This is a genomic window from Flavobacterium sp. (assembly GCF_023151265.1).
Taxonomy (GTDB): Bacteria; Bacteroidota; Bacteroidia; order Flavobacteriales; family Flavobacteriaceae; genus Flavobacterium.
Genome location: NZ_JAKLJH010000004.1, coordinates 14,639 through 39,798, shown reverse-complemented (window position 1 = coordinate 39,798; position 25,160 = coordinate 14,639). Strand labels below are relative to the sequence as shown.

Here is a 25,160-nt window from a genome sequence, read left to right as displayed (position 1 = left end):
ATCGTTGATGTTCCATCTGCAACACACGTTGGTGCTGTAGTAGTAATCGTTGGAACCGCTGGAGTAACTAGCATAGCTGCATTACTAAACGATGCCGACGCTACTGATGAACAACTTCCATTTGATGCTGTTACGGTATAACTTGTCCCAACCGTCATACCACTTATCAATCCGCCTGCTCCTGCTGTAGGACCCGCTGGTATGAATGTATAAATTAACGCTCCGTTGTAATTCGTGATAGTAGATATTCCATCTGATGAACATGTTGGAGCTGTTGTTGAAATTGTTGGTTGCGATGGAACTGCTAAAGTAGCCAAATTCGTAAACGATGCTGATGCTACAGAAGTACAACTTCCATTACCTGATGTAACAGTATAACTTGTACTAACTACCATTCCACTTATCAATCCGCCTGCGCCTACTGTAGGACCTGCTGGTGTGAATGTGTAAGTATTTGCTGCATTGTAATTCGTTATCGTTGATGTTCCATCTGCAACACACGTTGGTGCTGTAGTAGTAATCGTTGGAACCGCTGGAGTAACTAGCATAGCTGCATTGCTAAACGATGCTGATGCTACTGATGAACAACTTCCATTAGATGCTGTTACGGTATAACTTGTACCAACTGTCATGCCACTTATCAATCCGCCTGCTCCTGCTGTAGGACCCGCTGGTGTGAATGTGTAAATTAACGCTCCGTTGTAATTCGTTATCGTTGATATTCCATCTGATGAACATGTTGGAGCTGTTGTTGAAATCGTTGGTTGCGATGGAACTGTTAAAGTAGCCAAATTCGTAAACGATGCTGATGCTGCCGATGTACATGATCCAACTGTAGCCGTTACCGTATAACTCGTACCAAGAATCATACCCGAGATTAATCCTGTTCCATCAACTGTTGGACCTGCAGGGGTAAACGTATATGTAGTTCCTCCTACATAATTCGAAATTTGACTAAATCCATTTGCTACACATGTTGGTGCAGTAGTAGTAATCGTTGGAACCGGTGGTGCTCCAGCTGGAGGATTAATCACAACCACTGTCGCAGTTGACACACAGTCAGTTGTGGTATTTCTAACAGTAACATTATATGACCCAGGAACTAAACCTGAAAAAGTGGTTCCTGATTGATAAACCACATCATTTATACTATATTCTAATGTAGCTCCTAATGGCGCTGTTACAACAATAGTTCCTGTAGTAATAGCACATGTTGGCTGTGTAACTGTAACTGTTGGAGCTACAGGTGGTGTATCACAAATCAAACTAGCTGAAACTTGTATATCATAAGTACAAGAAGTTCCTGCAAAACCGTCTAAAACAATTAAGTAACATTGATTAGCTGTAGCTGTAAAGGTATAGTTATAATCCGTTGTTGATCCCGGATTTTGACAAACTACCGAAGTAGCTGTTCCTGCAGTAATTTGCGCACAAGTAGTTCCTGGTCCATAAATAGACAACTGAAGACCTTGTGTGCTATTACAAACCTGATTATTTACATTTAAATATGCCAACTGACCTACTGGCCAGTTTGCAGGCGCACACCATTGGTACCAAACATTATTTTCTACAGAACCCGAAGCTGGATTTTGACAAACACTCGGACCATCAGCTGTACTATCTGCATTTGTAGATGTATATGAAACATTATTTTGCAACACAAAAGCATTAGAACATGCATCATTAGAAGCTACGTGTGGCACTGTACTCGTTATACAGGTTGCAGCAGCATTTGCTGTTGGATACCCACTAAAAGCTGCAGCAGATTGTGAAACCATTATATAATAAGTCTGTCCTGTAGTCAAACCTGTCACATTTAAAGTCCCATTAATAGGAATTGAAGCTCCACAAGCAATCTGAGTTAAACTAGAACATGTTCCTGAAAAAACCACATAATCTCTTTGCTCAGCAGTCGCAGCACCCGCACCTGAATAATCTGTTAAATTTGTAATTGTAAAAGAAGTCGTTGTTGCAACCACTTCAATCCATCTAACTGATTGTGCTGTTTCATTATCAGTAGTACATGCAGGATTTATTGTACTTGTTCCTGTCATCGGAACATTATTACCTGAAGCTTCTTCTGTTTGATAGTGTCCTGCATATTGCGGCCCAGATTGATTTCCGCAACTGGTGTAAGGATATAATTGTAAAGCATCACAAGGACTACTTCCTGCTTGAGAAAAAACATTAAACCCTGTAAAAAAAAACAATAGTAGTATAACTTTTTTCATATTACTTAGTATTAGTTGTAAAAGAGTTTACTACTACATAATCCTCAATATTTTTATTTTTTCCAGAAATTAAATCTTGACGTGAAAAAATTTTAATTCTTCTTTTATCATCAATTTGAAGATAAACTAATTCGGAATCCTTTCTTAAATCATCAATTTTTTCTAATAATTCAGAAGTAATTGAAACTGGTTCAACATCCATTTTTAGAATTTCTAACTGAAAAGTCCCTTTTACAACTTCTAAATTTTTAACTTTGTCTTGCGAAAAAGCTATAACAGAACTTAAAAAAGAAATTATTAAACAAATTTTTTTCATAATGTTAATATTAACAATTAATAAATAATTTGTTAAAAATATTTGTTTTTTCATAACTTGTTAACACAATGAGTATTAAATCGATGAAATGTGAAAATAATCGATGATTAACATAAATTTAACACAAAACAACTTGAAAATTTACTTTACATCCGATCAGCACTTTGGAGCACCAACCCCAGAATTAAGTTTTCCAAGAGAACAAAAATTCATTCAATGGCTTGATATTGTTAAGCAAGATGCTGATGCCATTTTCCTGTTAGGTGATTTATTCGACTTTTGGTTCGAATATAAAACCGTTGTTCCAAAAGGATTCGTAAGAGTATTAGGAAAATTAGCCGAAATTAAAGATTCTGGCATTCCTATTTATTTCTTTGTTGGAAACCACGATTTATGGATGAGCGATTACTTTCAAAAAGAGTTAAACATTCCTGTTTATCACGATAATCAAGAATTCACATTTAACGGAAAAACATTCTTAATTGGTCATGGTGATGGAAAAGGTCCTGGTGACATGGGTTACAAACGAATGAAGAAAGTGTTTACCAATCCGTTTTCAAAATGGTTATTCCGTTGGTTACATCCAGATATTGGTGTGAAATTAGCCCAATATTTATCCGTAAAAAATAAACTGATTTCTGGTGCAGAAGATGTAAAATATTTAGGAGAAGATAACGAATGGCTAGTACAATATTGTAAACGAAAGTTAGAAACTAAAGAATATAATTTCTTCGTTTTTGGTCATCGTCATTTACCATTAGAAATAGAATTAACCGAAAATTCTAAATATGTAAATTTAGGCGATTGGATTGGTTATTTCACCTATGGCGTTTTTGATGGTGAAAAAATGGAATTGAAAGAATTCAAAAACTAAATTTTCTCCAAATCTTTTTCGATATCTAATTCTCTGAATTTTGGTGAAGCTACAGCTGTAACTCCAACAATTCCTAAGGTCATCATACCACCAAAAACCACCGCTGGAACGACTCCCATAATTTTGGAAGCCAAACCGCTTTCAAAAGCACCTAATTCATTAGAAGAACCTACAAAAATTGAATTCACAGAAGAAACTCGTCCTCGCATATGATCAGGCGTGTAAATTTGAAGGATTGTTTGACGAATAACTACTGAAATTCCATCAGTAACACCACTTAAAAATAAAGCTACTACAGATAACCAAAAGTTAGTCGATAAACCAAAAACGATAATACAAACTCCAAATCCAAAAACAGCCAACAATAGCTTTTTACCTGCTTTTTGATGTAATGGAATGGATGTTGCAATTAACATCGTAAGCAATCCACCAATAGCTGGAGCTGCTCTTAAAATTCCGAATCCTTCCGAACCTACTTTTAAAATATCTTGTGCAAAAATGGGTAATAAAGCAACGGCTCCACCAAATAAAACCGCAAACATATCTAAAGAAATAGCATTCAAAATAGGTTTTGAACTAAATACAAAAGACAATCCTTCTTTCAAACTTTTGAAAATCGGTTCGCCTAATTTTGGATTTAAAATTGGTTTTCTTTCAATTTGTGTCAATACGGCTAAAGCCATAATCACACAAAAAACCACAAAAATCAACGACCAAAATGCGCCAAACCAACCAATTGAAAATCCCGCCAAAGCAGGTCCAATTACAGCCGCCACTTGCCAAGTAGAACTACTCCATGTCGCTGCGTTAGGTTGCTCTTTTTTCGGAATAATCAATCCCAATAGACTAAAAACAGACGGAATTAAAAACGCGCGTATGATTCCGCCCACGAAAACTAAAGCGTAAATTCCGTATAAAATGGTGTTTTTTGAAAAAGATTCGATGAAATTCGGATGCACTGATAAACACAACAAAGCGCTGATTGTTGCTAATCCAGAAAAACATTTGATCAACAAACCTTTCTTTTCATTTTGATCTACAATGTGTCCGGCAAACAACGCCATACTAATTGCTGGTATAATTTCCATTAAACCAATTAATCCCAATGATAACGGGTCTTTTGTGATGCGATACACTTCCCACTCAATCAATACAAATTGCATTGACCAAGCCAAAACAATAAACAATCGCATGGCTAAAAACCAGCGAAATTCGGGTATTCGTAAAGATGAAAATGGATCTTTTTTAGCCATTTGAAGTATTGATATCGCGTAATTGCAATTGCAAAGTTACAGTATCTTTCCATTCATTTTCTTCTAAAGAGAAAATTGCATCAAATTTATTTTTGTTGGTTACCAAGTCTAATTTAATTCCCAATCCAAAACCAATTGCTCCAAAACTCTCCGAATTTCCTTGTTTTACAAATGCTTTCAAATGTTCGTTATCCGAACCTAAAGTTTTCGCATAACCTGAATCGGTTAATCCTTTCGCTAGAAATAACGGTGTCATATTTTCAGGACCGAAAGGTTCGAATTGTTTTAATAATCGCATTAATTTCGGATTGATCTCTGATAACTCGATTTCGGCATCGTATGAAATTTCGGGTGTCAACAAATCGGGATGAATGGTTTCTTGCACGACTTTTTCGAAAGTATTTTTGAAATTTTCGTAGTTTTCTTCCAAAAGCGTCATTCCAGCGGCATACATATGACCTCAATAATTTTCCACCAATCTTGAAGCTACGATTCCGATAACACCTTTGTGCCAGTTTTCTTGGTAAACGACAGTTGAAAATCGGGTTTGCTCGTTGTTTTCTTCGATTTGAAGTAAGGCTTCTTTCGTAATTTGTTTGTCTAATTCTTTTCTATCGGAATTATGCTGCTCGATTTCGGAGGCAAATTGCTCCGCTTGGTCTAAATCGTATTCGGTTAATAAAGCAACAGCTTCGTTTCCGTGTTTGATTCTTCCTGCAGCATTGATTCTTGGTGCTACGATGAAAACCACATCCGTAATCGTTAAGACTTTCTTCTTTACATTTTGAATTAGCGCTTTTATTCCAGGTCGCGGATTCGAATTTATCACTTCTAAACCAAATTTCGCTAACACTCGATTTTCGCCATTAATCGGAACAATATCAGCCGCAATTGCAGTCGCAACTAAATCTAAATATTCCACTAAATCATCAATAGTTTGATTTCGATTTTCAGCTAAAGCTTGAATTAATTTGAATCCGACACCACAACCACATAATTCGTCGTACGGATACGAACAATCTTCACGTTTTGGGTCTAAAACCGCAACGGCATCGGGTAAAACATCGCCTGGTCGGTGATGGTCGCAAATAATAAAATCAATATTTTTGGCTTTGGCATAATTCACGTGGTCAATTGATTTGATACCACAATCCAAAGCAATAATTAAGGAAATATCGTTGTCTTCGGCATAGTCAATTCCCATATAGGAAATGCCGTAACCTTCTGCATATCTGTCGGGAATGTAAGTCGCAACATTCGGATAAAAACTTCGTAAATAACTTGAAACTAAGGAAACCGCGGTTGTTCCATCGACATCGTAATCACCGAAAACTAAGATATTTTCGTTGTTCGCAATGGCTTTTTCGATTCGTGCCACAGCTTTGTCCATATCTTTCATGAGATACGGATTGTGCAAATCGGCTAAAGTGGGACGAAAAAAGGTTTTAGCTTGTTCGAAGGTTTCGATTCCTCGTTGAACTAAAAGTGTCGCAATAATTTCATCGACTTGAAGGGCGCTCTGAATGGTTTGTACTTTTTCTGGATTTGGCTTAGATTTTGGATTCCAACGCATAGTTTAATTACGAATTAAAAATTATGAATTATTTATTTTGGCTTATATAATTGAATGACAAAGGTATAAATATTTTTTAAACCTGACAGGTTTTCGAAACCTGTCAGGTTTAATTTTACTCTTTATGATAAAAAATCGTTACCTCAACTTTTGCAAATTGACGAAACATTTCCATCACGCCACAATATTTTTCTACGGATAAATTAACGGCTTTTTCTAGCTTTTTCTCGTCTAAATTATTGCCATAAAAATGGTAATCCACTTTTACTTTGTGATACGTTTTAGGATGTTCTTCCGTTAATTCACCCGAAGTTTCAATTTTGAAATCGGCTACTTCTAACTTCATTTTTTCCATTAACGAAGCGACGTCTAAACCTGTGCAACCCGCTAAAGCCGATAACATCAACGCTTTTGGACGCAAGCCTTTTCCTTCGCCTCCGTTTTCTGGACCAGCATCAATTGAAATGACATCGCCACTTGGGTTAGTGGACTCAAATTGCATGTTACCTTTCCATGTGGTAGTTATGTTGTGTGTTTCCATAGTTTTCTTGCTAAGAACAAATTGATTTAATTAATTACTATTTGCGATTCTCTTTAACAGAGATGCTGTTTTTTCATCTAAACTAGCATTAAAATTCAATCTCGTTGGACTTTTATCTGCAATTATTTTATAAAAAATACAAGCATTTAAAAATGAACCTGTTTTTGAAGGATGATAATCATCATCATACAACTGAATTTCTAGATATTTATTTCTAGTGTTAAAATGAATATTTGGATGATTAGAAATTATCATCTTTTGTTTTAAATTTATTTGATTTAACGCTTCATTCAAAATTCTGAGATGTTCTTTTTCATTTAAAACTTCTTCTGAACAAAACTTTTCATCAGGATTTAACTTATTAACAGGAAACTTTACCGAATCAAAATCAGACTTGGGCAAACAAATACTCTTAATTGGATAACTTGCAACTTTTGGAATCCAAGTATTGAAAAATATATATTTACAATTTTTATTAGGATTTAATAATCTTATTTTTTCAATATCTGACTGAACCAATTCATTAACTAACTCTTTTGAAAGTAACATATCAGGCGCTTCCTGAATAATAATCAAATCCCAACTTCGAGAAGAAATTATTTTTTCTGTTTCAGTTATCTCGAACTCACTTTTACGTATTGTGAAAATATTATCACCTTCTCTTTTGTAAATAATGTTATTGAGATGACTATTTAATGTCATACCTGGAAAAGCCGCTTGTTCAACATTATAATTTAGGACCTTCTCGTTTAACATTTCTTCTACCATCTTTGGCATATCATGATAGTAAGTCAAACTATTACCAATAAATAATACATTTACTTTTTCAACCTGTTCAACAGGTTTTGATTTACAACTATAAAAAACAATAAATAATATTGCTAAAATTCCTTTCATATTAACTTACTTCAAACTCTTCCCACCCACAACCACAACAATCTCCCCTTTCGCTGGTTTTGCTTCAAAGTGTTTTAAGACTTCTTCAGCAGTTCCTCTTACAGTTTCCTCGTGTAACTTGGATAATTCTCGAGAAACAGAAACGGGTCTATCAACTCCAAAATATTGTACAAATTCGGCTAAGGTTTTATTTAATTTGTGTGGCGATACGTAGAAAATCATCGTACGATATTCTTCTTGTAACGCTAAAAATCGGGTTTGTCTTCCTTTTTTATCGGGTAAAAATCCTTCGAAAACGAATTTATCATTTGGCAAACCGCTATTCACTAAAGCCGGCACAAAAGCAGTTGCTCCTGGCAAACATTCCACAGCAATTCCATTTTCCACACAAGCGCGCGTAAGCAAAAATCCTGGGTCAGAAATCGCTGGAGTTCCCGCATCGCTGATTAAAGCAATGGTTTCGCCCGCTTGTAAGCGCTTCACCAAATTTTCAACGGTTTTGTGTTCGTTGTGCATGTGGTGGCTGTGCATGTGCGTAGCAATTTCAAAGTGTTTTAGCAATTTTCCGCTGGTACGCGTGTCTTCTGCTAAAATTAAATCGACTTCTTTCAGCACTTTAATCGCACGAAAAGTCATGTCTTCTAAATTGCCAATCGGCGTTGGAACGATATATAATTTACTCATTTAAAACTATTTATAAACACGAATTTCACGAATTAGCATGGATTTTTAAACATATAAGTCATGTAAGTTTTTTAGCGAATACAGTAAATGAAAAGTTCATATAAGAATGTAAAAACTAAAACGCTCTGTGTATCTCTCTAAAACAAAAAAACTCGGTGAATCTCTGTGTTAAAACTCGAATTTCACAAATTAGCACAAATTCACCAAAAGGAATCTGCGACTGAAAACTGTGACTGCGACTAAAAATTAACTAAACTTCTTCTCTACAATTTCCATAAAACGCGTTTCGAATTCTTCAGCACCTTCCCAATTGTTATAATCCGGTTTTACGAAATCATCTACGAAAGCTTTTGCTTCTTCAAAACTATCAAACGTATTCAATTGCGAAACCACACGGTTAAAATCATCTGAACTACCACCAAATAATTTCTTTTCAAATCCGATTCTATCGTTCAAACCGAAAGTAATGGCTTTGTTTAGTCTATCATTTAACGAACTGATTCTTGGTTCTTGGCTTACTTTTTCAAAAGTTGCTTTGACTTCTTCCTCTAATACTTTTGGAGTTTCTACAACAGGTTCTGGTTGAACTTCTGCAATAACTTCTTCTACAATAGGAGTTGGCGCTTCAAAAGTAGCTTCCACAACATTAGCCACCTCAGCTGGAACATCTTCAACCTTCACAAAATCCAATTCTTGGTAATCGTGCACCAATAAATCTTCAAACGAAATTTGTTTCGCTGGTTCTTCTGCTTTTGGTTCCGAAACTTCGGAAGCGGCAACTGATTCTTCTTCGATAATTTCCTCTTCAATTGGTTTTTCTTCCATTGAAGTAATCAATACTTCTTCCTCTTCGTCTTCATCATCTATAATTAACTCCGCCACCACAATTTTCTCTTCTTCCATTGGAGTTTCGTCCACTTTTTCTTCTTCAATAGGTTCTGAAACTTCGGAATTAACCTCAACTTCCTTTTCAGGCGAAATTTCTTCCACAACCGCAATTGGTTGTTCAAAAACATCGGCTTGCTTTCCTTCTAATTTTGCTTCCAAAACTTCTTCTGAAATTTCGTTTTTTACCAATTCGAAATTCTCTTCATAAAAGCGTAAAATCGTTAATTGATCATACAAATTTTTAGCTTCTTGCTGCAATTGAACCGTTTCTGAATGGTTTTTCAACTTTAAAATTCTGTGGGCAATACTGATTAATTCAGCGCTTACTCTTTTCTTCATAACTTTATTGGATGGAATTGAATATATCGATACTTTTTTAATAATTTTGTTTTGATTACAAATGTAACAGAAAATAATTTTTAACGTACGAAAGATACAAAATGTTTCTCGAAAATACCGTAAATCAACAAGAACAATTTGGCTGGATTGAAGTAATTTGTGGCTCCATGTTTTCGGGTAAAACCGAAGAATTAATTCGCCGCTTAAAACGTGCTCAGTTTGCTAAACAAAAAGTAGAAATCTTCAAACCGGCTGTCGATACAAGATATGACGACGAAATGGTGGTTTCGCACAATCGCAATGAAATTCGTTCTACTCCTGTTCCTGTTGCTGAAAATATTCGAATTTTAGCGCAAGGTTGTGATGTCGTGGGTATTGACGAAGCGCAATTTTTCGACGAGGAAATTGTTGCCGTTTGTAATGACTTAGCTAATTCGGGAATTCGAGTTATTGTGGCTGGATTGGATATGGATTTTAAAGGAAATCCGTTCGGACCGATGCCGGCGCTAATGGCTACAGCCGAATATGTTACTAAAGTTCACGCGGTTTGTACGCGTACCGGAAATTTAGCCCATTATAGTTTTAGAAAATCAGATGATAAAAGACTGGTAATGCTTGGTGAAACCGAAGAATACGAACCATTAAGTCGTGCTGCTTATTTTAAAGCTATACGAGAAAACATGGAAGTGAAAGATGTTGAAATTGTAAACAAGCAAAAAGACGATAATCAATAAATTGAACCTCAACTTAACTCATATTATTTCGTTTTGTAAAGGCGTTTTTCATGGAAATTCGACTGAGTTTACCGCAAGTCATATTTCGATTGACAGCCGTTCGTTACAAAATGGAAATAACACTTTGTTTTTTGCTATCAAAGGACAAAATCACGATGCACATTTGTATTTGGAAGAGTTGATTGCAAAAGGCGTTCGCTATTTTGTAGTCGAATATATTCCAGAACATGTATACGAAAAAGCGAATTTCATTATCGTTGAAAATTCGTTGAAAGCGTTGCAAAAAACCGCGATTGGCTATCGAAAACAATTCGATTTCCCATTTGTGGGAATTACCGGAAGTAACGGGAAAACCATCGTAAAAGAATGGTTGAATTTCTTATTAAGTCCAAATCATTTGATTGTTCGAAATCCGAAAAGTTATAATTCGCAAGTCGGAGTTCCGTTATCAATTTTAGCGATTGAAGGGAATTATGATTTGGGAATTTTTGAAGCTGGAATTTCGTTACCCAATGAAATGTCGAATTTGGAACACATCATTCAACCGAAATATGGCATTTTAACGAATATTGGTTCGGTTCATGATGAAGGTTTTGCAAATCGCGAAGCCAAAATCAAAGAGAAAATCAAACTTTTTGAAAATTGTTCCGATATTTTCTTGGAAAAGAATTCTGAAATTGAAGTTTTACTTCCAGAAAACAGTCAAAAATACACTTGGAGTTTTTCGGATGATAGCGCGAATCTTTTCGTTTCGAAGAAAATTGAAAATGGTAAAACAGAATTAAACTTCAAAAACGCAACCAACACTTTTAGTGTAAATATTCCGTTTTCAGACGAAAATTCGATTGAAAATGTAATTACTTGCGTGAATTTCATGCTGTTTTTAGGCGAAGAAATTGCGTTTATCCAAAATCGAGTTTCCGAATTATATCCAATAGAATTAAGACTTCAAGCTAAAAAAGGGATCAACAATTGCTTGGTCATCGACGATAGTTATTCGGTAGATTATCAATCGTTGAAAATTGCGTTGGATTTCTTAGAACAACAAAAATTACACGATAAAAAAACGATTATTTTATCTGATATTTTCACGAGTGGCATTGCTGCGGAAACGCTTTACAATCAGGTAAAACAATTGCTTTCGAAAAATAAAATCGAACGCATTATTACCATTGGCGAAACCATCGGAAAACAATTGAACGATTTACCGAATGTGATTTCGTTTGCCACTACGCAAGAATTTTTACAGCAATTTAATACGCAATCGTTTCAAAACGAAACCATTCTTGTGAAAGGCGCGCGTGGTTTTAACTTCCATGAAATTGTGGTTTTATTGGAAGAGAAAAATCACGAAACCATTTTAGAAATCAATCTCGATGCAATTAGTCACAACCTAAATTTCTACAAATCCAAATTAAAACCTGAAACCAAAATTATGGTGATGGTAAAAGCTTTTGGTTACGGAAATGGCGGTTACGAAATAGCTAAATTACTCGAACATCATAAAGTCGATTATTTAGGAGTAGCGTTTGCCGATGAAGGCATCGAATTGCGAAAAGCCGGAATTACGACTCCAATTATGGTTTTAAATCCAGAAAACAGTAGTTTTAGAGCCATGATTGCCTATAATTTAGAACCCGAAATTTATTCGATTACAGGTTTACAGGCATTTTTAAAGATTGCCCAACACCAAAATATTTCCCATTATCCAATTCATATTAAGTTGGATACCGGAATGCATCGATTAGGATTTGAACCACATTTGATTTCCGAATTGTGTTCTTTACTAAAAAACAACAATTTTGTTAAGGTGAAAAGTGTGTTTTCGCATTTAGCTGCGAGTGACGACTTGCAACTAGACGATTTCACGAAATTACAATTTCAACGTTTTGATGCGATGCATTCCGAATTAGAAAAAGTACTACCTTCAAAACCAATTCGTCATATTTTAAACACGTCTGGAATTTTCAATTATACCGAAAAACAGATGGAAATGGTGCGATTAGGTATTGGTTTGTATGGCATTGGAAATTCGGAACAGGAATTAAAAGTGTTGGAAAATGTGAGCACATTAAAAACCATTATTTCCCAAATCAGAGAAGTTTCAGCCGAAGAAAGCATTGGTTACAGCCGAAGATTTCGAGTAACTCAAAAAATGAAAGTCGCTACGATTCCGATTGGTTATGCGGATGGCATTCGAAGAGCTTGGGGCAATGAAAAAGGTTTTGTTACCATCAACAACCAAAAAGCTACCATTTTAGGTTCGATTTGTATGGACATGATGATGGTGGATGTTTCTAATATTTCCTGTAAAGCAGGCGATGAAGTGATTGTGTTTGGTAAAAACCCGAAAGTAACGGAGATGGCAAGCGTAATTGGAACGATTCCATATGAAATTCTGACTGGGATTTCGCAACGCGTGAAGCGAATTTTCTTCAAAAATTAACATTTTGTTTTAAATTTTGTATATTCGTTATACTAAAACAAAAACTAACTCTTAAAATTTAAAACCTATGGGAATGATTTCAGAATTTAAAGATTTTATTGCAAAAGGCAACGCTATGGATTTAGCTGTTGGAGTAATTATTGGAGCTTCATTTGGAGCGATTGTGAACTCTTTGGTTTCCGATGTAATAACTCCGGCTTTATTAAACCCAGCATTAAAAGCAGCTCAAGTAGAAGATTTAGCCGGATTAAAAACCGATGGCGGCATTTTATACGGTAAATTTTTAGCAGCTGTAATCAGTTTCTTAGTTATTGCTTTTGTTATTTTTATCATGATAAAAGGAATCAACAGCATGAAGAAAAAAGAAGAACCAGCTCCAGCGGCTCCAGCAGGACCAACACAAGAGCAATTGTTAGCTGAAATTAGAGATTTATTAAAAAAATAGTCGATACCGCTATACTATATATTCTAATTAAACCCCGATTCGTCGGGGTATTTTTTTAGAAATTGATTAGATTTGTTATAAACATTGAATGCAATTCCACTTTTTCGGAAAGTAAATTTAGTAAAGCATTGATAATTAATAAAGATTATAAAACCTTTTAATTCTAACTTATATGCAAGAAAGAGTATTAAAATATTATAACATTGCAAAAAGACTAAAATCACAAAATTTTACAGGATTCGATATTGTTAATTCACTTCATAAAGAAATGAACAATAACAAACAAGAGTTAGCATACTCTATTACAATTAAAGTATTGGATAAATTAGGGTTTGAAAATTCAGAAATCGCAAATCTAATGAATAACTCTGAGTGGAAAGATACTAAAATAAGTGCCGAAGATTTGTTTTTTGATGCCGTTGAATTAGATGATGGCTTAATTTATTAAAGATCACCAATAATTTGTTGCAGGTAATATTTCAAATTTAGTAGTAACTTTCAATTAAAAATTAAAAATGTATCAAAAAATCAACGATTCAATCATCACCAAATGGATTGTTAGACTATTAATAACCTTTAATTTTATATTCTCAGTAGTTTTAAGAAACTCAATTAGTGAATATTATTTTGAAGGATTTGTTCTCGTTCTAATAGCTATATGGCTAAGTTGGTTTCATAAATATTTTATTGCTTTGCTATTCATGTTTCTCTGTATTTTTACATTTTACCTCAACATGTAAAATTTTTAAAATCCCGTTACAAATCAAAACTTTTGTTATAATTTCATCAATATTTGCTAAGTCGTTTGAATATTCTATATTTTTGCATCATTAAATAACACACACAATGAGAGTAGCCGTAGTTGGCGCTACCGGTATGGTAGGCGAAATAATGCTTCAAGTATTAGCAGAACGTAATTTTCCTGTAACGGAGTTAATTCCAGTTGCTTCTGAAAAATCAGTTGGGAAAGAAATCGAATGGAAAGGCAACACCTACAAAGTAGTAGGTTTACAAACCGCTGTAGATATGAAACCTGAGATTGCTTTGTTTTCGGCAGGTGGAGAAACTTCTTTAGAATGGGCTCCAAAATTTGCTGCTGTTGGAACAACTGTAATCGATAATTCTTCCGCTTGGCGTATGGATGCTACTAAGAAATTAGTCGTTCCAGAAATCAATGCATCGGTTTTAACTAAAGAAGACAAAATTATTGCAAATCCAAACTGTTCTACGATTCAAATGGTAATGGCTTTAGCACCTTTACATGCTAAATATGATATCAAACGTATTGTAGTTTCAACTTACCAATCCATTACAGGAACTGGAGTGAAAGCCGTACGTCAATTAGAAAATGAATACGCTGGAATTCAAGATGAAATGGCGTATAAATATCCAATTCATAGAAATGCGATTCCACAATGTGATAGTTTCGAAGAAAACGGTTACACCAAAGAAGAAATGAAATTAGTACGTGAAACACAAAAAATCTTAAATGACAAAACTATTGCGGTTACAGCAACTGCAATTCGTATTCCAGTGGTTGGCGGACATAGTGAAGCGGTAAACATTCAGTTTGAGAATGATTTTGATGTGAACGAAGTACGTGAAATTTTACACAACACACCTGGCGTAACGGTTCAAGATAATTTAGATACGTTTACTTATCCAATGCCGATTTACGCACAAGGAAAAGATGATGTTTTTGTAGGTAGAATTAGAAGAGATGAAAGCCAACCAAACACAATTAACATGTGGATTGTAGCCGATAACTTAAGAAAAGGAGCAGCAACAAATACAATTCAAATTGCGGAATATTTGGTTGCGAATAACTTAGTGTAATTTTAAACACATAGCCACATAGTTTGTTTTTATAGATAAGTATGTTACACTTTTTTTGAGTCCACATCAAGCTTAAATTCTATGTTTCTATGTGTTTCAAACATAACCACGAACTAGCGAAATAAGTCATCAAAACTTAAAAATTCGTTAATTCGTGGTTTGTTTTTTGGCTTTATTCTAAAAGCAGTATATTTGTGATGGTGAAAAAGAAATTATTACATATGAATTTGTTTTTGATGCTTGCAGTATTATTTGCTGTGAGTTATCAGTCTATTCATACTTTTTCGCACGATCATCATTTAAAATCGGAATGTTGTGACGATTCGCATCATTTGACTTTTAAGACTTCTGAAAAAACGTTTACCGAAAGTGAAGATTGTCCTGTTTGTGATTTCAAATTTGCGGCTTTCCTTTCACCAGAAGTATTCCATTTTGATTTTATTCCTTCGTTTTACGAAATTCCGTATCAATTTAACAGTAAGGAATCTTGCGTTACGTTTGAAGGAAATTCGTTCCATCTTCGCGGTCCGCCCGTTTTTATGGCTTAAATAATTTCGCTTTGTTTCCTAAACAAAGCTTCTGCTGCTGTATATCAAAATGATGTACAACACTTTGCTGTATTATTTATCTAATAAAAATAAATTAAAAAATGAAATGTCTTTTCAATATACTACTGCTATTGTCTTCGATAGCAGGCTTTTCGCAATTCAAAATAAGCGGTTATGTTACTGATAGCAACAATCAAAAACTTGCCGGAGTTATCGTTCATATCGAAGAAAATAATTCTGAAACCACAACCGATGAAAATGGTTTTTATCAATTTTTATCATTACCAAAAGGAACTAATAAACTTATTTTTCATTTAGCAGGTTTTGAAACTAAAACAGAAATTGTAACCAATAATGGGACCGAAATCAAGTTGAACGTAATTCTAACCGAAAAAGAACAACATTTAGATGAAATCATTATTTCTACTTTATACAACAAAATACAATCGCAAAACGTGATGAAAGTAGAACATGCTTCTATAAATACGCTGAAAGAAAACGGTGCAACTTCACTAATTGATGGAATTGCAACGATTCCTGGGGTTTCTCAAATTTCAACAGGAAATTCGATTGGAAAGCCTGTGATTCGTGGTTTAAGTGGCAATCGTGTTTTGGTGTATTCGCAAGGAGTTCGTATGGAAAATCAACAATTTGGCGAAGAACATGGTTTAGGTTTAAACGCTGCCGGAATTGAAAGTGTCGAAGTTATCAAAGGGCCAGCTTCGTTATTGTATGGTTCCGATGCATTGGGCGGTGTTATTTATTTTAATCCTGAAAAATATGCGCCTTTTCAAGAAAAATCAGCCGATTTTGAGCAACAATATTTTACCAATACGCAAGGAACTTCCACTACTTTCGGATTTAAAGCTTCGCCATCAAATTTTAAGTTTTTGGTTAGAGGAAATTACACATCGCATGCCGATTATAAAGTTTCGAATGGTGACAGAATCATCAATACACGTTTCATCGAGAAAGATTTTAAATCGGGAATTGGGTATTCAAACTCTAAATTTTCAACCGATTTTAGATACAATTACAACAACTTAAACTTGGGTTTACCTGAAGAAGATTTAGAAAATTCAGGATTCAGAAATCCACTTTATCCAAAACAAGAAGTCGACAATCATGTATTGAGTTTGAATCAAAAAGTGTACTTCAAAAACTCAAAAATTGAAGGTGATTTTGGTTACTCATTAAACGACAGAAAAGAATTAGAAGCGCCCGATGAAATTGCGTTATCTATGAAATTGAAAACTGCGAGTTACAATGTAAAATACTTTTTCCCAAAAATGAATCGTTTAGAAAGCATTATCGGAATTCAAGGAATGGATCAAACCAATACTAATTTTGGAGAAGAATTACTAATTCCAGATGCAAATGTGAAAGATTTTGGCGCTTTTGCTACTACAAATTACAGTTGGAATTCTAACGTTTTACAAGCGGGAATTCGTTACGACAATAGAAAAATAAACACTTCCACTCACGGAATCGAAGGCGAAGAAGGCTATTTTGAAGCCATAGACAAACAATTCAACAGTTTTAATGCGTCATTAGGCTACAAAACCGATTTATCAAACCATATTTCAACCCGAATTAACATTGCTTCTGGATTTAGAGCACCGAATTTATCAGAATTAACTTCAAATGGCGTTCACGAAGGAAGTAATCGTTATGAAATTGGAAATTCTGATTTAGAAAACGAACAAAATTTTCAAGTGGATTTGAATTTGGAATACAAAAGCGAACACTTTGAATGGTTCATCAACGGATTTTACAATCTCGTAAACAATTACATTTACATTACGCCAACTGGTGCTGAAATTGACGGAAATGATGTTTACAATTATGTGCAAAACAATGCGTATTTATTTGGTGGAGAAGCTGGAATTCACTTTCATCCTCATCCTTATGATTGGTTGCATTTTACCAGTAGTTTTGAAAGCGTAACAGGTAAACAGGGTGGCAATTATTTACCATTAATTCCAGCCAATCAATGGAAAAACAACATTAGAGCAGAATTTGAATACCGCAATTGGTTGAAAAAAGGATTTACTTCGTTGTTTTTAAATTATACTTTCGCCCAAAATAATTTAGGTGAATTTGAAACCAAAACTTCTGATTATTTATTAGTCAATTTTGCAATTGGTAGTACTATTAAAATAGCTAAAACGGAATTTCGTTGGAATGTAAACGCAAACAATCTTTTGAACAAAAACTATGTTAATCATTTATCGCGTTTAAAAGCTGACGGAATCAACAATATGGGGCGAAATATAATCATGAGTTTAAATTTTGATTTATAATTAACAAATCTTTAGAATTCAAATGAATATCTTTGTTTCAATCAACAAACACAATATGAAAAAAACAATAACAATAACCGCTATTGTTTGTACACTTGTTATGAACGCACAAACAAAAATCAATTATCCTGAAACAAAAAAAATCGACCATGTTGACACGTATTTTGGCGAAAAAATCAACGACCCTTACCGTTGGTTAGAAGACGACCGAAGTGCAGAAACGGAAGCTTGGGTAAAAGCTCAAAACGTGGTAACGTATGGTTACTTAGAGCAAATTCCATACAGAAATCAGCTTAAATCTAGAATGGAAAAATTATGGAATTACGAGAAAATTTCGGCTCCATTCAAAGAAGGTGATTTTACGTATTATTACAAAAACAATGGACTTCAAAATCAATCGGTTTTATACCGAAAAGATAAAGCCGGTAAAGAAGAAATCTTTTTAGATCCAAATACCTTTTCAAAAGACGGTACGACTTCATTAGGTGGAATTAACTTTTCAAAAGATGGAAGTTTGGTTGCTTATGCTATTTCAGAAGGTGGAAGCGATTGGAGAAAAGTAATTGTAATGGAAGCTAAAACTAAGAAAATCATTGGCGATACGATTGTAGATGTGAAATTCAGTGGCGTTTCTTGGTACAAAAACGAAGGTTTCTATTATTCAAGCTACGACAAACCTGTTGGAAGCGAATTATCAGCAAAAACAGACCAACACAAATTGTATTATCACAAATTAAATACTTCTCAAAAAACAGATAAATTGGTTTTTGGTGGCGATGTAAAAAGAAGATATGTTGGTGGTTATGTTTCGGAAGATGAGAAATATTTGTTTATTTCTGCTGCGAATTCAACTTCTGGAAACGAATTATACTATTTAGATTTATCCAAACCAGATGCTAAAATCGTCACTTTAATTGACAATTACGAAAACGACAACGATGTTTTAGACAATAAAGGCTCTAAAATTTATTTGGTTACCAATTACAAAGCGCCAAACAAACGCGTAGTAACTTTTGATTTATCAAATCCTGCAAAAGAAAACTGGAAAGATTGCATCGCTGAAACCGAAAATGTATTGTCGCCAAACACAGGAAGCGGTTATATTTTCGCAAGTTATATGAAAGATGCCGTTTCATTCATCAAACAATATGATTACAACGGAAAATTAGTGCGTGATATTCAATTACCAGGTGTTGGAACAGCTGGAGGTTTTGGTGGAAAAGAAAAAGAAACTACTTTGTATTTTTCGTTTACGAATTATGTGACTCCAGGAACTATCTACACTTTTGATCCAAAAACAGGAAAATCAGCAGTTTATCAAAAACCTAAAGTAGATTTTAATTCGGCTGATTACGAATCAAAACAAGTGTTTTATACTTCAAAAGATGGCACAAAAGTACCGATGATTATTACGTATAAAAAAGGAACAAAATTAAATGGGAAAAATCCAACTGTTTTATACGGTTACGGAGGATTTAATGTGAGTTTAACTCCAGCTTTCAGTATTGCAAATGCGGTTTGGTTAGAAAATGGAGGCGTTTACGCTGTTGCGAATTTACGCGGTGGTGGAGAATACGGTAAAAAATGGCATGATGCTGGAACACAATTGAAAAAGCAAAACGTTTTTGATGATTTCATTGCGGCAGCTGAATATTTAATCAAAGAAAACTACACTTCTTCAGATTATTTAGCGATAAAAGGTGGTTCAAACGGAGGATTATTAGTGGGTGCAGTGATGACACAACGCCCGGATTTAGTAAAAGTGGCATTACCTGCAGTTGGAGTTTTAGATATGTTGCGTTACCACACGTTTACCGCTGGAGCAGGTTGGGCTTACGATTACGGAACATCGGAGCAAAGCAAAGAAATGTTTGAATACATTAAAGGATATTCTCCAGTTCATAATGTAAAAGCAGGTACAAAATATCCAGCAACTATGGTAACCACAGGCGATCATGATGACCGAGTAGTTCCTGCGCATAGTTTCAAATTCGCAGCAGAATTACAAGCGAAACAAGCGGGAGACAATCCAGTTTTAATTCGTATTGATGTAAATGCGGGTCATGGAGCTGGAAAATCGGTTGCGGCTACCATTCAAGAAAATGTAGATATGCAAGTATTTACACTTTACAATATGGGTGTTAAAAAATTAAAATAGAAAAGTTAAAAAACTGATAAAAGAGCCTTCGGGCTTTTTTTTTATGCAATAAAACTTCAAAAAATGGGTTTTCTAATTATGAGAATTCTAGTTTTTATATTCGTTTTAATCATTTCCATTGGATTACAAAGTTGTAATTCGACAGTAAAAAGTGTGTATCGTGATGACTTTAGAAGTGCTTCCAAAACAGAAATCGAGAATATTCAGAAAGAAGCAAATGCTAAAAGCAGTAACAAAAGTATTTTATTCCTGACTCAAGTGTACAAAGGGGAAAAAATCATCATTTCACAAAATGGAAAAACGATTTACTCTGAATATCCCATCACTAATTTAAACAATAGAATTGCTTCTTATTTAAGTTTTAACAACCAACAAGATTTGGTAATTAAAGATGTAAGCTCTAAAAAAGAAATCTTAATTCCCACTAAAAAGTCGAGCAAACACAAATATGTTTACTTGATGAAAAAAGTAACTAAAGGGAAATTTCAATTTATCATTACGTATAGCAATACGCTTAGACCTATTTAGTACTTGTGACTAATTGCAACATCTCCGTAAAATTGCATCAATACAAAAGCACCAATTAAACTAGAAGCAACGCCTTCAAAAAATAAAACACCACAATATTGAATGATATTTATTTTTCCAACAAAAAAGAAAGTATCTGATAATGTTGTTAAGTAGCTTTCTCCTCCTTTAATGTAGATGAATGCAATTAAACCAATTATTCCTAAAAAAACACCTAGTACTCCTGTTATAAATCCTGAAAATAGATTTTCAAAATAATCCATTTTCCCTTTATCGTAATTATACTTAATAGTTTTATGAATTCCGTATAATACAATAAAAGCATTTAACGAGCGTAGATAATTTTTACTTGCCAATCCTAAAAAATCCATTAATAGGAAAAACAAACCGATTCCTAAGAAGATTAGAAATCCATTTTGTAACACTGTTTTATTTTTCATGATTTCCAGAGTTTAGATTAATAAAGTTACAAATTTTAATCTAAACTGCTGAAAATCAATATATAAAAATACGTTAAATTAAAAACGATTGTCACCGTCAAGCATTCTTCCTAAACCTCCAAGTAAGCTACCTTCTTCTCTACTGCTTCCACCTGCTTTTGGTGCCGACGCAATAATTCTATCGGCTAAACGTGTAAATGGTAACGATTGAATATAAACGGTTCCAGGTCCGCGAAGTGTTGCAAAGAAAATCCCTTCACCTCCAAAAATAGTGTTTTTAACACCTCCAACAAATTCAATATCGTAATCTACGTCTTTGGTAAAACCTACTAAACAACCAGTATCAACTCGAAGTAATTCTCCAGATTTTAATTCCTTTCTAGCTAAAGTTCCACCTGAATGGACAAATGCCATTCCATCTCCTTCTATTTTTTGCATGATGAAGCCTTCACCTCCAAACAATCCTGTTCCTAATTTTTTAGAAAACTCAATTCCAACAGAAACGCCTTTTGCTGCACATAAGAACGAGTCTTTCTGACAAATGAATTTTCCACCAAATTGTTGTAAATCTATTGGCACAATTTTTCCTGGATATGGTGATGCAAAAGAAACTTTTCGTTTTCCCATGTCTTGGTTTTGGTAAGCCGTCATGAATAAACTTTCTCCAGTTAAAACGCGTTTCCCAGCTGATAACAGTTTCCCGAAAACACCTTGTTGTTGGTCTTGACTTCCGTCTCCAAAAATAGTTTCCATTTTGATGCCGTTTTCCATCATCATAAAACTTCCGGCTTCGGCAACAACTACTTCTTGAGGATCTAATTCGATTTCCACATATTGCATTTCTTCACCATAAATATGGTAGTCTATTTCGTGTGCTCTCATAATTTTTAGTTTTCTTAATTAGTCGAACAGATAAATAAAATGTTACTGTAAAAACAAAAATCTGAAAGCAATATTGCTTTCGGATTTAAATTATAATTAGAAATATCTTACTTCGTCAATTCTGATAATTTTAAGGTTTTTCCGCACATATCGGCAGTAATTTTAAAAATCACATCTCCTTTTTTACCTTCATTTGCCCAACGCACTTCTTTTCCTACATTACATCCAATACTTGTTTTCGAACCTTTATTCAAAGACACAAAGCCAGTTCCGGTGTGAATCGAAATTTTATCTTTTGAATCGTTTATAAGGGAAAAACTTTCGCCAATTACAATTTCAGAATTTGATGTTTTGTTTAAACTTACTTTTTCTACTGTTCCAAAAGCGGTTAACATTACAAAGCTTAAAGCTAAAATGACTAATTTCATAGTATTACGTTTTTAAATTATTGATTACTAGATGATATAAAATTAAAAATGACCTAAAACCGATTTTCGAATTAACGAATTAAATAATTTATATCCTAATAAACGTCTAATAAAACTCATAAAATTAGCATCGAAACCAATCGTATAACGTTTAAATTTTTTCTTTGGATTTTCAGCAATATTGAATAGTGTTTTAGTAATTATAGGAGTAAGATTGGTGTTTTTCTTAGTTTTTTTGTGTAAAATCGCTGTCACTTTATCCATTAATTTATTGTAGGAATCAATTTCTGTGGCATTACATTTTGTAACATTTAATTGAAAAGAAGTTGGTGCATTTCCAAATTGAACTGTACTAACGCTAATATTAAAATCAAGAAGTTCATACGCCATACATTCCGAAAAACTTTCTACTGCTTGCTTTGTAGAGTGATAAAAACTCCCTAACGGTAAATTAACCAATCCCGCAATGGAAGAAATTGTAATGAATTGCCCGAAATTTTGTTCTCTAAAAACGGGTATAAAGGCTCTACACACTTTAACAGCGCCCAACCAATTAACATTAACAATGTTATCAATTTTATTGTCTTCAGACAACTCTACAAAACTTCTGTAACCCAAGCCCGCATTGTTTAGAACAACATTAATGGTTTTGTGATTGTTTAAAATTTTATCTTTTGCTTTTGTAATACTATCCGATGAAGTTACATCAAGCTCGTAGCAAAATACATTTGCAGTTGTTGCCAAATCTTCAGCCAAATCAATTGAAATCATCGTAGCGATAACGTTCCAATTATTTTTTGCAAAATATAAGGTAGTTTCTTTACCAATTCCGCTTGAAGCACCTGTGATTAATATTGTTTTTTTCAAATTTTTATTTTTAATAATCCAATTTCACGTAACCAATTTCTCTACTGATTTTGGCTTTTCTTCTGTTGATATAGGATGAAGAATTGGATGCTTTGTATTTTCTTGGATTTGGTAAAATTGCGGCAATTCCAGCAGCTTCATAACGTGTTAAACTAGACGCGTCTTTTCTGTACCAATGTTTTGCTGCGGCTTCAGCGCCATAAACGCCATCTCCCATTTCGATACTATTAAGATAAACCTCCATAATACGTTTTTTACCCCATATTAGTTCAATTAAAACCGTATAATATGCTTCTAAACCTTTACGGACATAGCTTCTTCCCTGCCATAAGAAAACGTTTTTTGCGGTTTGTTGCGAAATAGTACTTCCGCCTTTTAATCGTTTTCCTTTTGAATTATTCTTGAAAGCTTTTTGCATGGCTTCAAAATCGAAACCCCAATGTTGTAAAAAGCGACCATCTTCACTAGCAATAACCGCTTTTTGAAGGTTTAATGAAATTTCGTCAATTGGCACCCATTCATGACTACAAACCATATCTTTTCCTGCACTATTATGCTCTAAGGCTCTTATTCCCATTAAAGGCGTAAACGGAACGGGAACAAACTTAAACAACAAAACAACTGAAAAACTGATGATATTAAACCATAAAAAAAGCAACCAAAAGAAACGGAAAATCTTTTGACCAGTGGTTCTTTTCTTTGTGGGTGATTTTGGTGATTTACTTTTTGGAGTAATTTTTTTTGCCATATATAAAAGCTTTGCTTTTTAGTTTCAGGTTTAAAGTTTCAAGTTAAAGACTGAAACAAATTATACTAAATCTGCTAATTCTTGTCCGACTAAACTGCCTATGGCAACTCCCATTCCGCCCATGCGAACTCCACAATAGACATGGTTTGAAAGTTGTTCAACGATTGGTTTTTTATGTGTTCCTACGCCCATAGTGCCGCTCCATCGGTGTTCGATTTCGAACGATTGATGTGGCAAAATTACTGTTTTTAATAACTCTTCCAAACGATTTTGAATCAATTCTGTGGTATCGTGTGAAGTGGTAGTTTCGCCTTCGAAATCTAAATTTCTTCCGCCACCAAAAAGAATTCTATCGTTTATATTTCTGAAATAAAAATACCCTTTATCTAAATGAAAAGTACCTTTAATATCTAAATTCGGAATTGGTTTTGTAATTAAAACTTGAGCACGAGCTGGTTTTACTTGATTATTTGTTAGTTGCGATGCAAAACCGTTTGTAGTGAATAATAATTTATTGGTTTTAAATGTAATTCCATTCGTTTCCACCTCAACACCATCGTTTAGTTCTTGAAAACTTGTTACCGTTTGAGAGTTTAAAATCAGGAAGTCATTTTGATGTGCTTTTTTTAATAACGCTTGTATCATATTTCCGGTATCAATTTGTGCTTCGAATGGATTGAAAATCAAATGTTCAAAAACACCTCCAAAATTAAAACGATCTACTTCTTTTGAAAAAACATCGGTTTTAAAAAGTGGCTTAATGATATCGTTAACGAAAGAAATCTTCTGAATGCATTCGTTATAGAACGATTCGTCTTCTTTCAAAAATAATTCGTAACCACCATAAGGTTTTAAATCAATTACAGAATCACCGAGATTTTTTCTAAGCAATTGCAATCCTGCATATCGTTTTTGAATGAGTTGAATGACTTCTTCTTCGGTATGGGTTTTTAAATCGTCGATGATTTCGGAAATACTTCCAAAGCAAGCAAAACCTGCATTTTTTGTACTCGCACCTTGTGGCAAAATGCCTTTTTCAAGAATTAAAATTTTTGCTGAAGGAAATCGCTCACGCAAAGCTAATGCTGAATGTAAACCTACAATTCCACTACCCACGATAGTAAAATCGACATTAGAAAACCAATTTTTTATTTCCCAATAACTGAGTTGCATTGTTCTAAATTTAAAAAGTAAATGTAAG

Annotated in this window: 22 protein-coding genes and 2 pseudogenes; 10 read left to right on the top strand and 14 right to left on the bottom strand. The window is 34.1% G+C overall.

Annotated features, from left to right (window positions below; all coding sequences use genetic code 11):
- Both L6Q46_RS00835 and L6Q46_RS00830 read right to left on the bottom strand, forming a co-directional pair.
- Positions 1–2,231: pseudogene (locus L6Q46_RS00835) on the bottom strand (hypothetical protein); the annotation flags it as partial.
- 1 nt (position 2,232) lies between these two features.
- Positions 2,233–2,547 carry a hypothetical protein gene (locus L6Q46_RS00830; RefSeq protein WP_146603266.1) on the bottom strand — a complete coding sequence of 105 codons (315 nt, stop codon included), beginning with the start codon at positions 2,545–2,547 and terminating at the stop codon, positions 2,233–2,235.
- A 103-nt stretch (positions 2,548–2,650) separates the two neighbouring features.
- On the opposite strand from L6Q46_RS00830, the gene L6Q46_RS00825 reads away from it, so the two are divergent.
- Positions 2,651–3,421 carry a UDP-2,3-diacylglucosamine diphosphatase gene (locus L6Q46_RS00825; protein WP_291282694.1) on the top strand — a complete coding sequence of 257 codons (771 nt, stop codon included), beginning with the start codon at positions 2,651–2,653 and terminating at the stop codon, positions 3,419–3,421.
- Here L6Q46_RS00825 and L6Q46_RS00820 read toward each other — a convergent pair.
- The 6 genes and pseudogenes from L6Q46_RS00820 to L6Q46_RS00795 all read right to left on the bottom strand — a co-directional run bounded on the left by L6Q46_RS00820 (position 3,418) and on the right by L6Q46_RS00795 (position 9,596).
- The gene (locus tag L6Q46_RS00820; protein WP_291282693.1) at positions 3,418–4,674 is read right to left on the bottom strand and encodes an MFS transporter; all 1,257 of its coding nucleotides are present in this window, start codon (positions 4,672–4,674) and stop codon (positions 3,418–3,420) included. The two genes, L6Q46_RS00825 and L6Q46_RS00820, sit on opposite strands and share 4 nt — an antisense overlap.
- Positions 4,667–6,247: pseudogene (recJ, locus tag L6Q46_RS00815) on the bottom strand (single-stranded-DNA-specific exonuclease RecJ). The gene L6Q46_RS00820 and the pseudogene recJ overlap by 8 nt, the downstream one beginning before the upstream one ends.
- A gap of 115 nt (positions 6,248–6,362) precedes the next feature.
- Positions 6,363–6,788 (bottom strand): OsmC family protein, encoded by a 426-nt coding sequence (locus L6Q46_RS00810; RefSeq protein ID WP_291282692.1) that lies wholly within the window; start codon positions 6,786–6,788, stop codon positions 6,363–6,365.
- 30 nt (positions 6,789–6,818) lie between these two features.
- Complete coding sequence (locus L6Q46_RS00805; RefSeq protein ID WP_291282691.1) at positions 6,819–7,685, bottom strand: DUF4886 domain-containing protein; 867 nt, start codon at positions 7,683–7,685, stop codon at positions 6,819–6,821.
- A gap of 6 nt (positions 7,686–7,691) precedes the next feature.
- The gene (gene rsmI / locus L6Q46_RS00800) at positions 7,692–8,369 is read right to left on the bottom strand and encodes a 16S rRNA (cytidine(1402)-2'-O)-methyltransferase (protein ID WP_291282690.1); all 678 of its coding nucleotides are present in this window, start codon (positions 8,367–8,369) and stop codon (positions 7,692–7,694) included.
- Between the two features lie 246 nt (positions 8,370–8,615).
- The gene (locus L6Q46_RS00795) at positions 8,616–9,596 is read right to left on the bottom strand and encodes a hypothetical protein (protein WP_291282689.1); all 981 of its coding nucleotides are present in this window, start codon (positions 9,594–9,596) and stop codon (positions 8,616–8,618) included.
- A 101-nt stretch (positions 9,597–9,697) separates the two neighbouring features.
- Here L6Q46_RS00795 and L6Q46_RS00790 point away from each other — a divergent pair, with 101 nt between their 5' ends.
- From L6Q46_RS00790 to L6Q46_RS00750, 9 genes are all read left to right on the top strand, one after another.
- On the top strand, positions 9,698–10,330 hold the full coding sequence (locus tag L6Q46_RS00790; protein WP_250582137.1) for a thymidine kinase: 633 nt from the start codon (positions 9,698–9,700) through the stop codon (positions 10,328–10,330).
- Between the two features lies 1 nt (position 10,331).
- Entirely contained in the window at positions 10,332–12,776 is a 2,445-nt protein-coding gene (locus L6Q46_RS00785; RefSeq protein WP_291282688.1) for a bifunctional UDP-N-acetylmuramoyl-tripeptide:D-alanyl-D-alanine ligase/alanine racemase, read from the top strand.
- Between the two features lie 67 nt (positions 12,777–12,843).
- A complete protein-coding gene (mscL, locus tag L6Q46_RS00780) occupies positions 12,844–13,221 on the top strand; it encodes a large conductance mechanosensitive channel protein MscL (protein WP_291282687.1) in 378 nt (125 codons plus the stop codon).
- A 172-nt stretch (positions 13,222–13,393) separates the two neighbouring features.
- Positions 13,394–13,669 carry a hypothetical protein gene (locus L6Q46_RS00775; RefSeq protein WP_291282686.1) on the top strand — a complete coding sequence of 92 codons (276 nt, stop codon included), beginning with the start codon at positions 13,394–13,396 and terminating at the stop codon, positions 13,667–13,669.
- Between the two features lie 398 nt (positions 13,670–14,067).
- Positions 14,068–15,057 carry an aspartate-semialdehyde dehydrogenase gene (locus tag L6Q46_RS00770; protein WP_291282685.1) on the top strand — a complete coding sequence of 330 codons (990 nt, stop codon included), beginning with the start codon at positions 14,068–14,070 and terminating at the stop codon, positions 15,055–15,057.
- Positions 15,058–15,293: 236 nt separating this feature from the next.
- Positions 15,294–15,605, top strand: coding sequence for a hypothetical protein (locus L6Q46_RS00765; RefSeq protein ID WP_291282684.1), 312 nt, complete (start codon positions 15,294–15,296; stop codon positions 15,603–15,605).
- Positions 15,606–15,706: 101 nt separating this feature from the next.
- Positions 15,707–17,908, top strand: a complete 2,202-nt coding sequence (locus L6Q46_RS00760) for a TonB-dependent receptor (protein ID WP_291282683.1) — start codon at positions 15,707–15,709, stop codon at positions 17,906–17,908.
- A 55-nt stretch (positions 17,909–17,963) separates the two neighbouring features.
- Entirely contained in the window at positions 17,964–20,066 is a 2,103-nt protein-coding gene (locus L6Q46_RS00755; protein ID WP_291282682.1) for a prolyl oligopeptidase family serine peptidase, read from the top strand.
- A gap of 78 nt (positions 20,067–20,144) precedes the next feature.
- Complete coding sequence (locus L6Q46_RS00750; protein ID WP_111566686.1) at positions 20,145–20,594, top strand: hypothetical protein; 450 nt, start codon at positions 20,145–20,147, stop codon at positions 20,592–20,594.
- Here L6Q46_RS00750 and L6Q46_RS00745 read toward each other — a convergent pair.
- The 6 genes from L6Q46_RS00745 to L6Q46_RS00720 all read right to left on the bottom strand — a co-directional run bounded on the left by L6Q46_RS00745 (position 20,591) and on the right by L6Q46_RS00720 (position 25,132).
- Positions 20,591–21,034, bottom strand: coding sequence for a hypothetical protein (locus L6Q46_RS00745; protein WP_291282681.1), 444 nt, complete (start codon positions 21,032–21,034; stop codon positions 20,591–20,593). The genes L6Q46_RS00750 and L6Q46_RS00745 overlap by 4 nt on opposite strands.
- Positions 21,035–21,112: 78 nt before the next feature.
- Positions 21,113–21,916, bottom strand: coding sequence for a TIGR00266 family protein (locus tag L6Q46_RS00740; RefSeq protein ID WP_291282680.1), 804 nt, complete (start codon positions 21,914–21,916; stop codon positions 21,113–21,115).
- 107 nt (positions 21,917–22,023) lie between these two features.
- A complete protein-coding gene (locus L6Q46_RS00735) occupies positions 22,024–22,344 on the bottom strand; it encodes a hypothetical protein (RefSeq protein WP_291282679.1) in 321 nt (106 codons plus the stop codon).
- A 42-nt stretch (positions 22,345–22,386) separates the two neighbouring features.
- The gene (locus L6Q46_RS00730; protein ID WP_291282678.1) at positions 22,387–23,211 is read right to left on the bottom strand and encodes an SDR family NAD(P)-dependent oxidoreductase; all 825 of its coding nucleotides are present in this window, start codon (positions 23,209–23,211) and stop codon (positions 22,387–22,389) included.
- A 10-nt stretch (positions 23,212–23,221) separates the two neighbouring features.
- Entirely contained in the window at positions 23,222–23,959 is a 738-nt protein-coding gene (mtgA, locus tag L6Q46_RS00725) for a monofunctional biosynthetic peptidoglycan transglycosylase (protein ID WP_291282677.1), read from the bottom strand.
- 60 nt (positions 23,960–24,019) lie between these two features.
- Positions 24,020–25,132: an FAD-dependent oxidoreductase gene (locus tag L6Q46_RS00720; RefSeq protein ID WP_291282676.1), complete on the bottom strand. Its 1,113-nt coding sequence runs from the start codon at positions 25,130–25,132 to the stop codon at positions 24,020–24,022.
- Positions 25,133–25,160 lie beyond the last annotated feature (28 nt).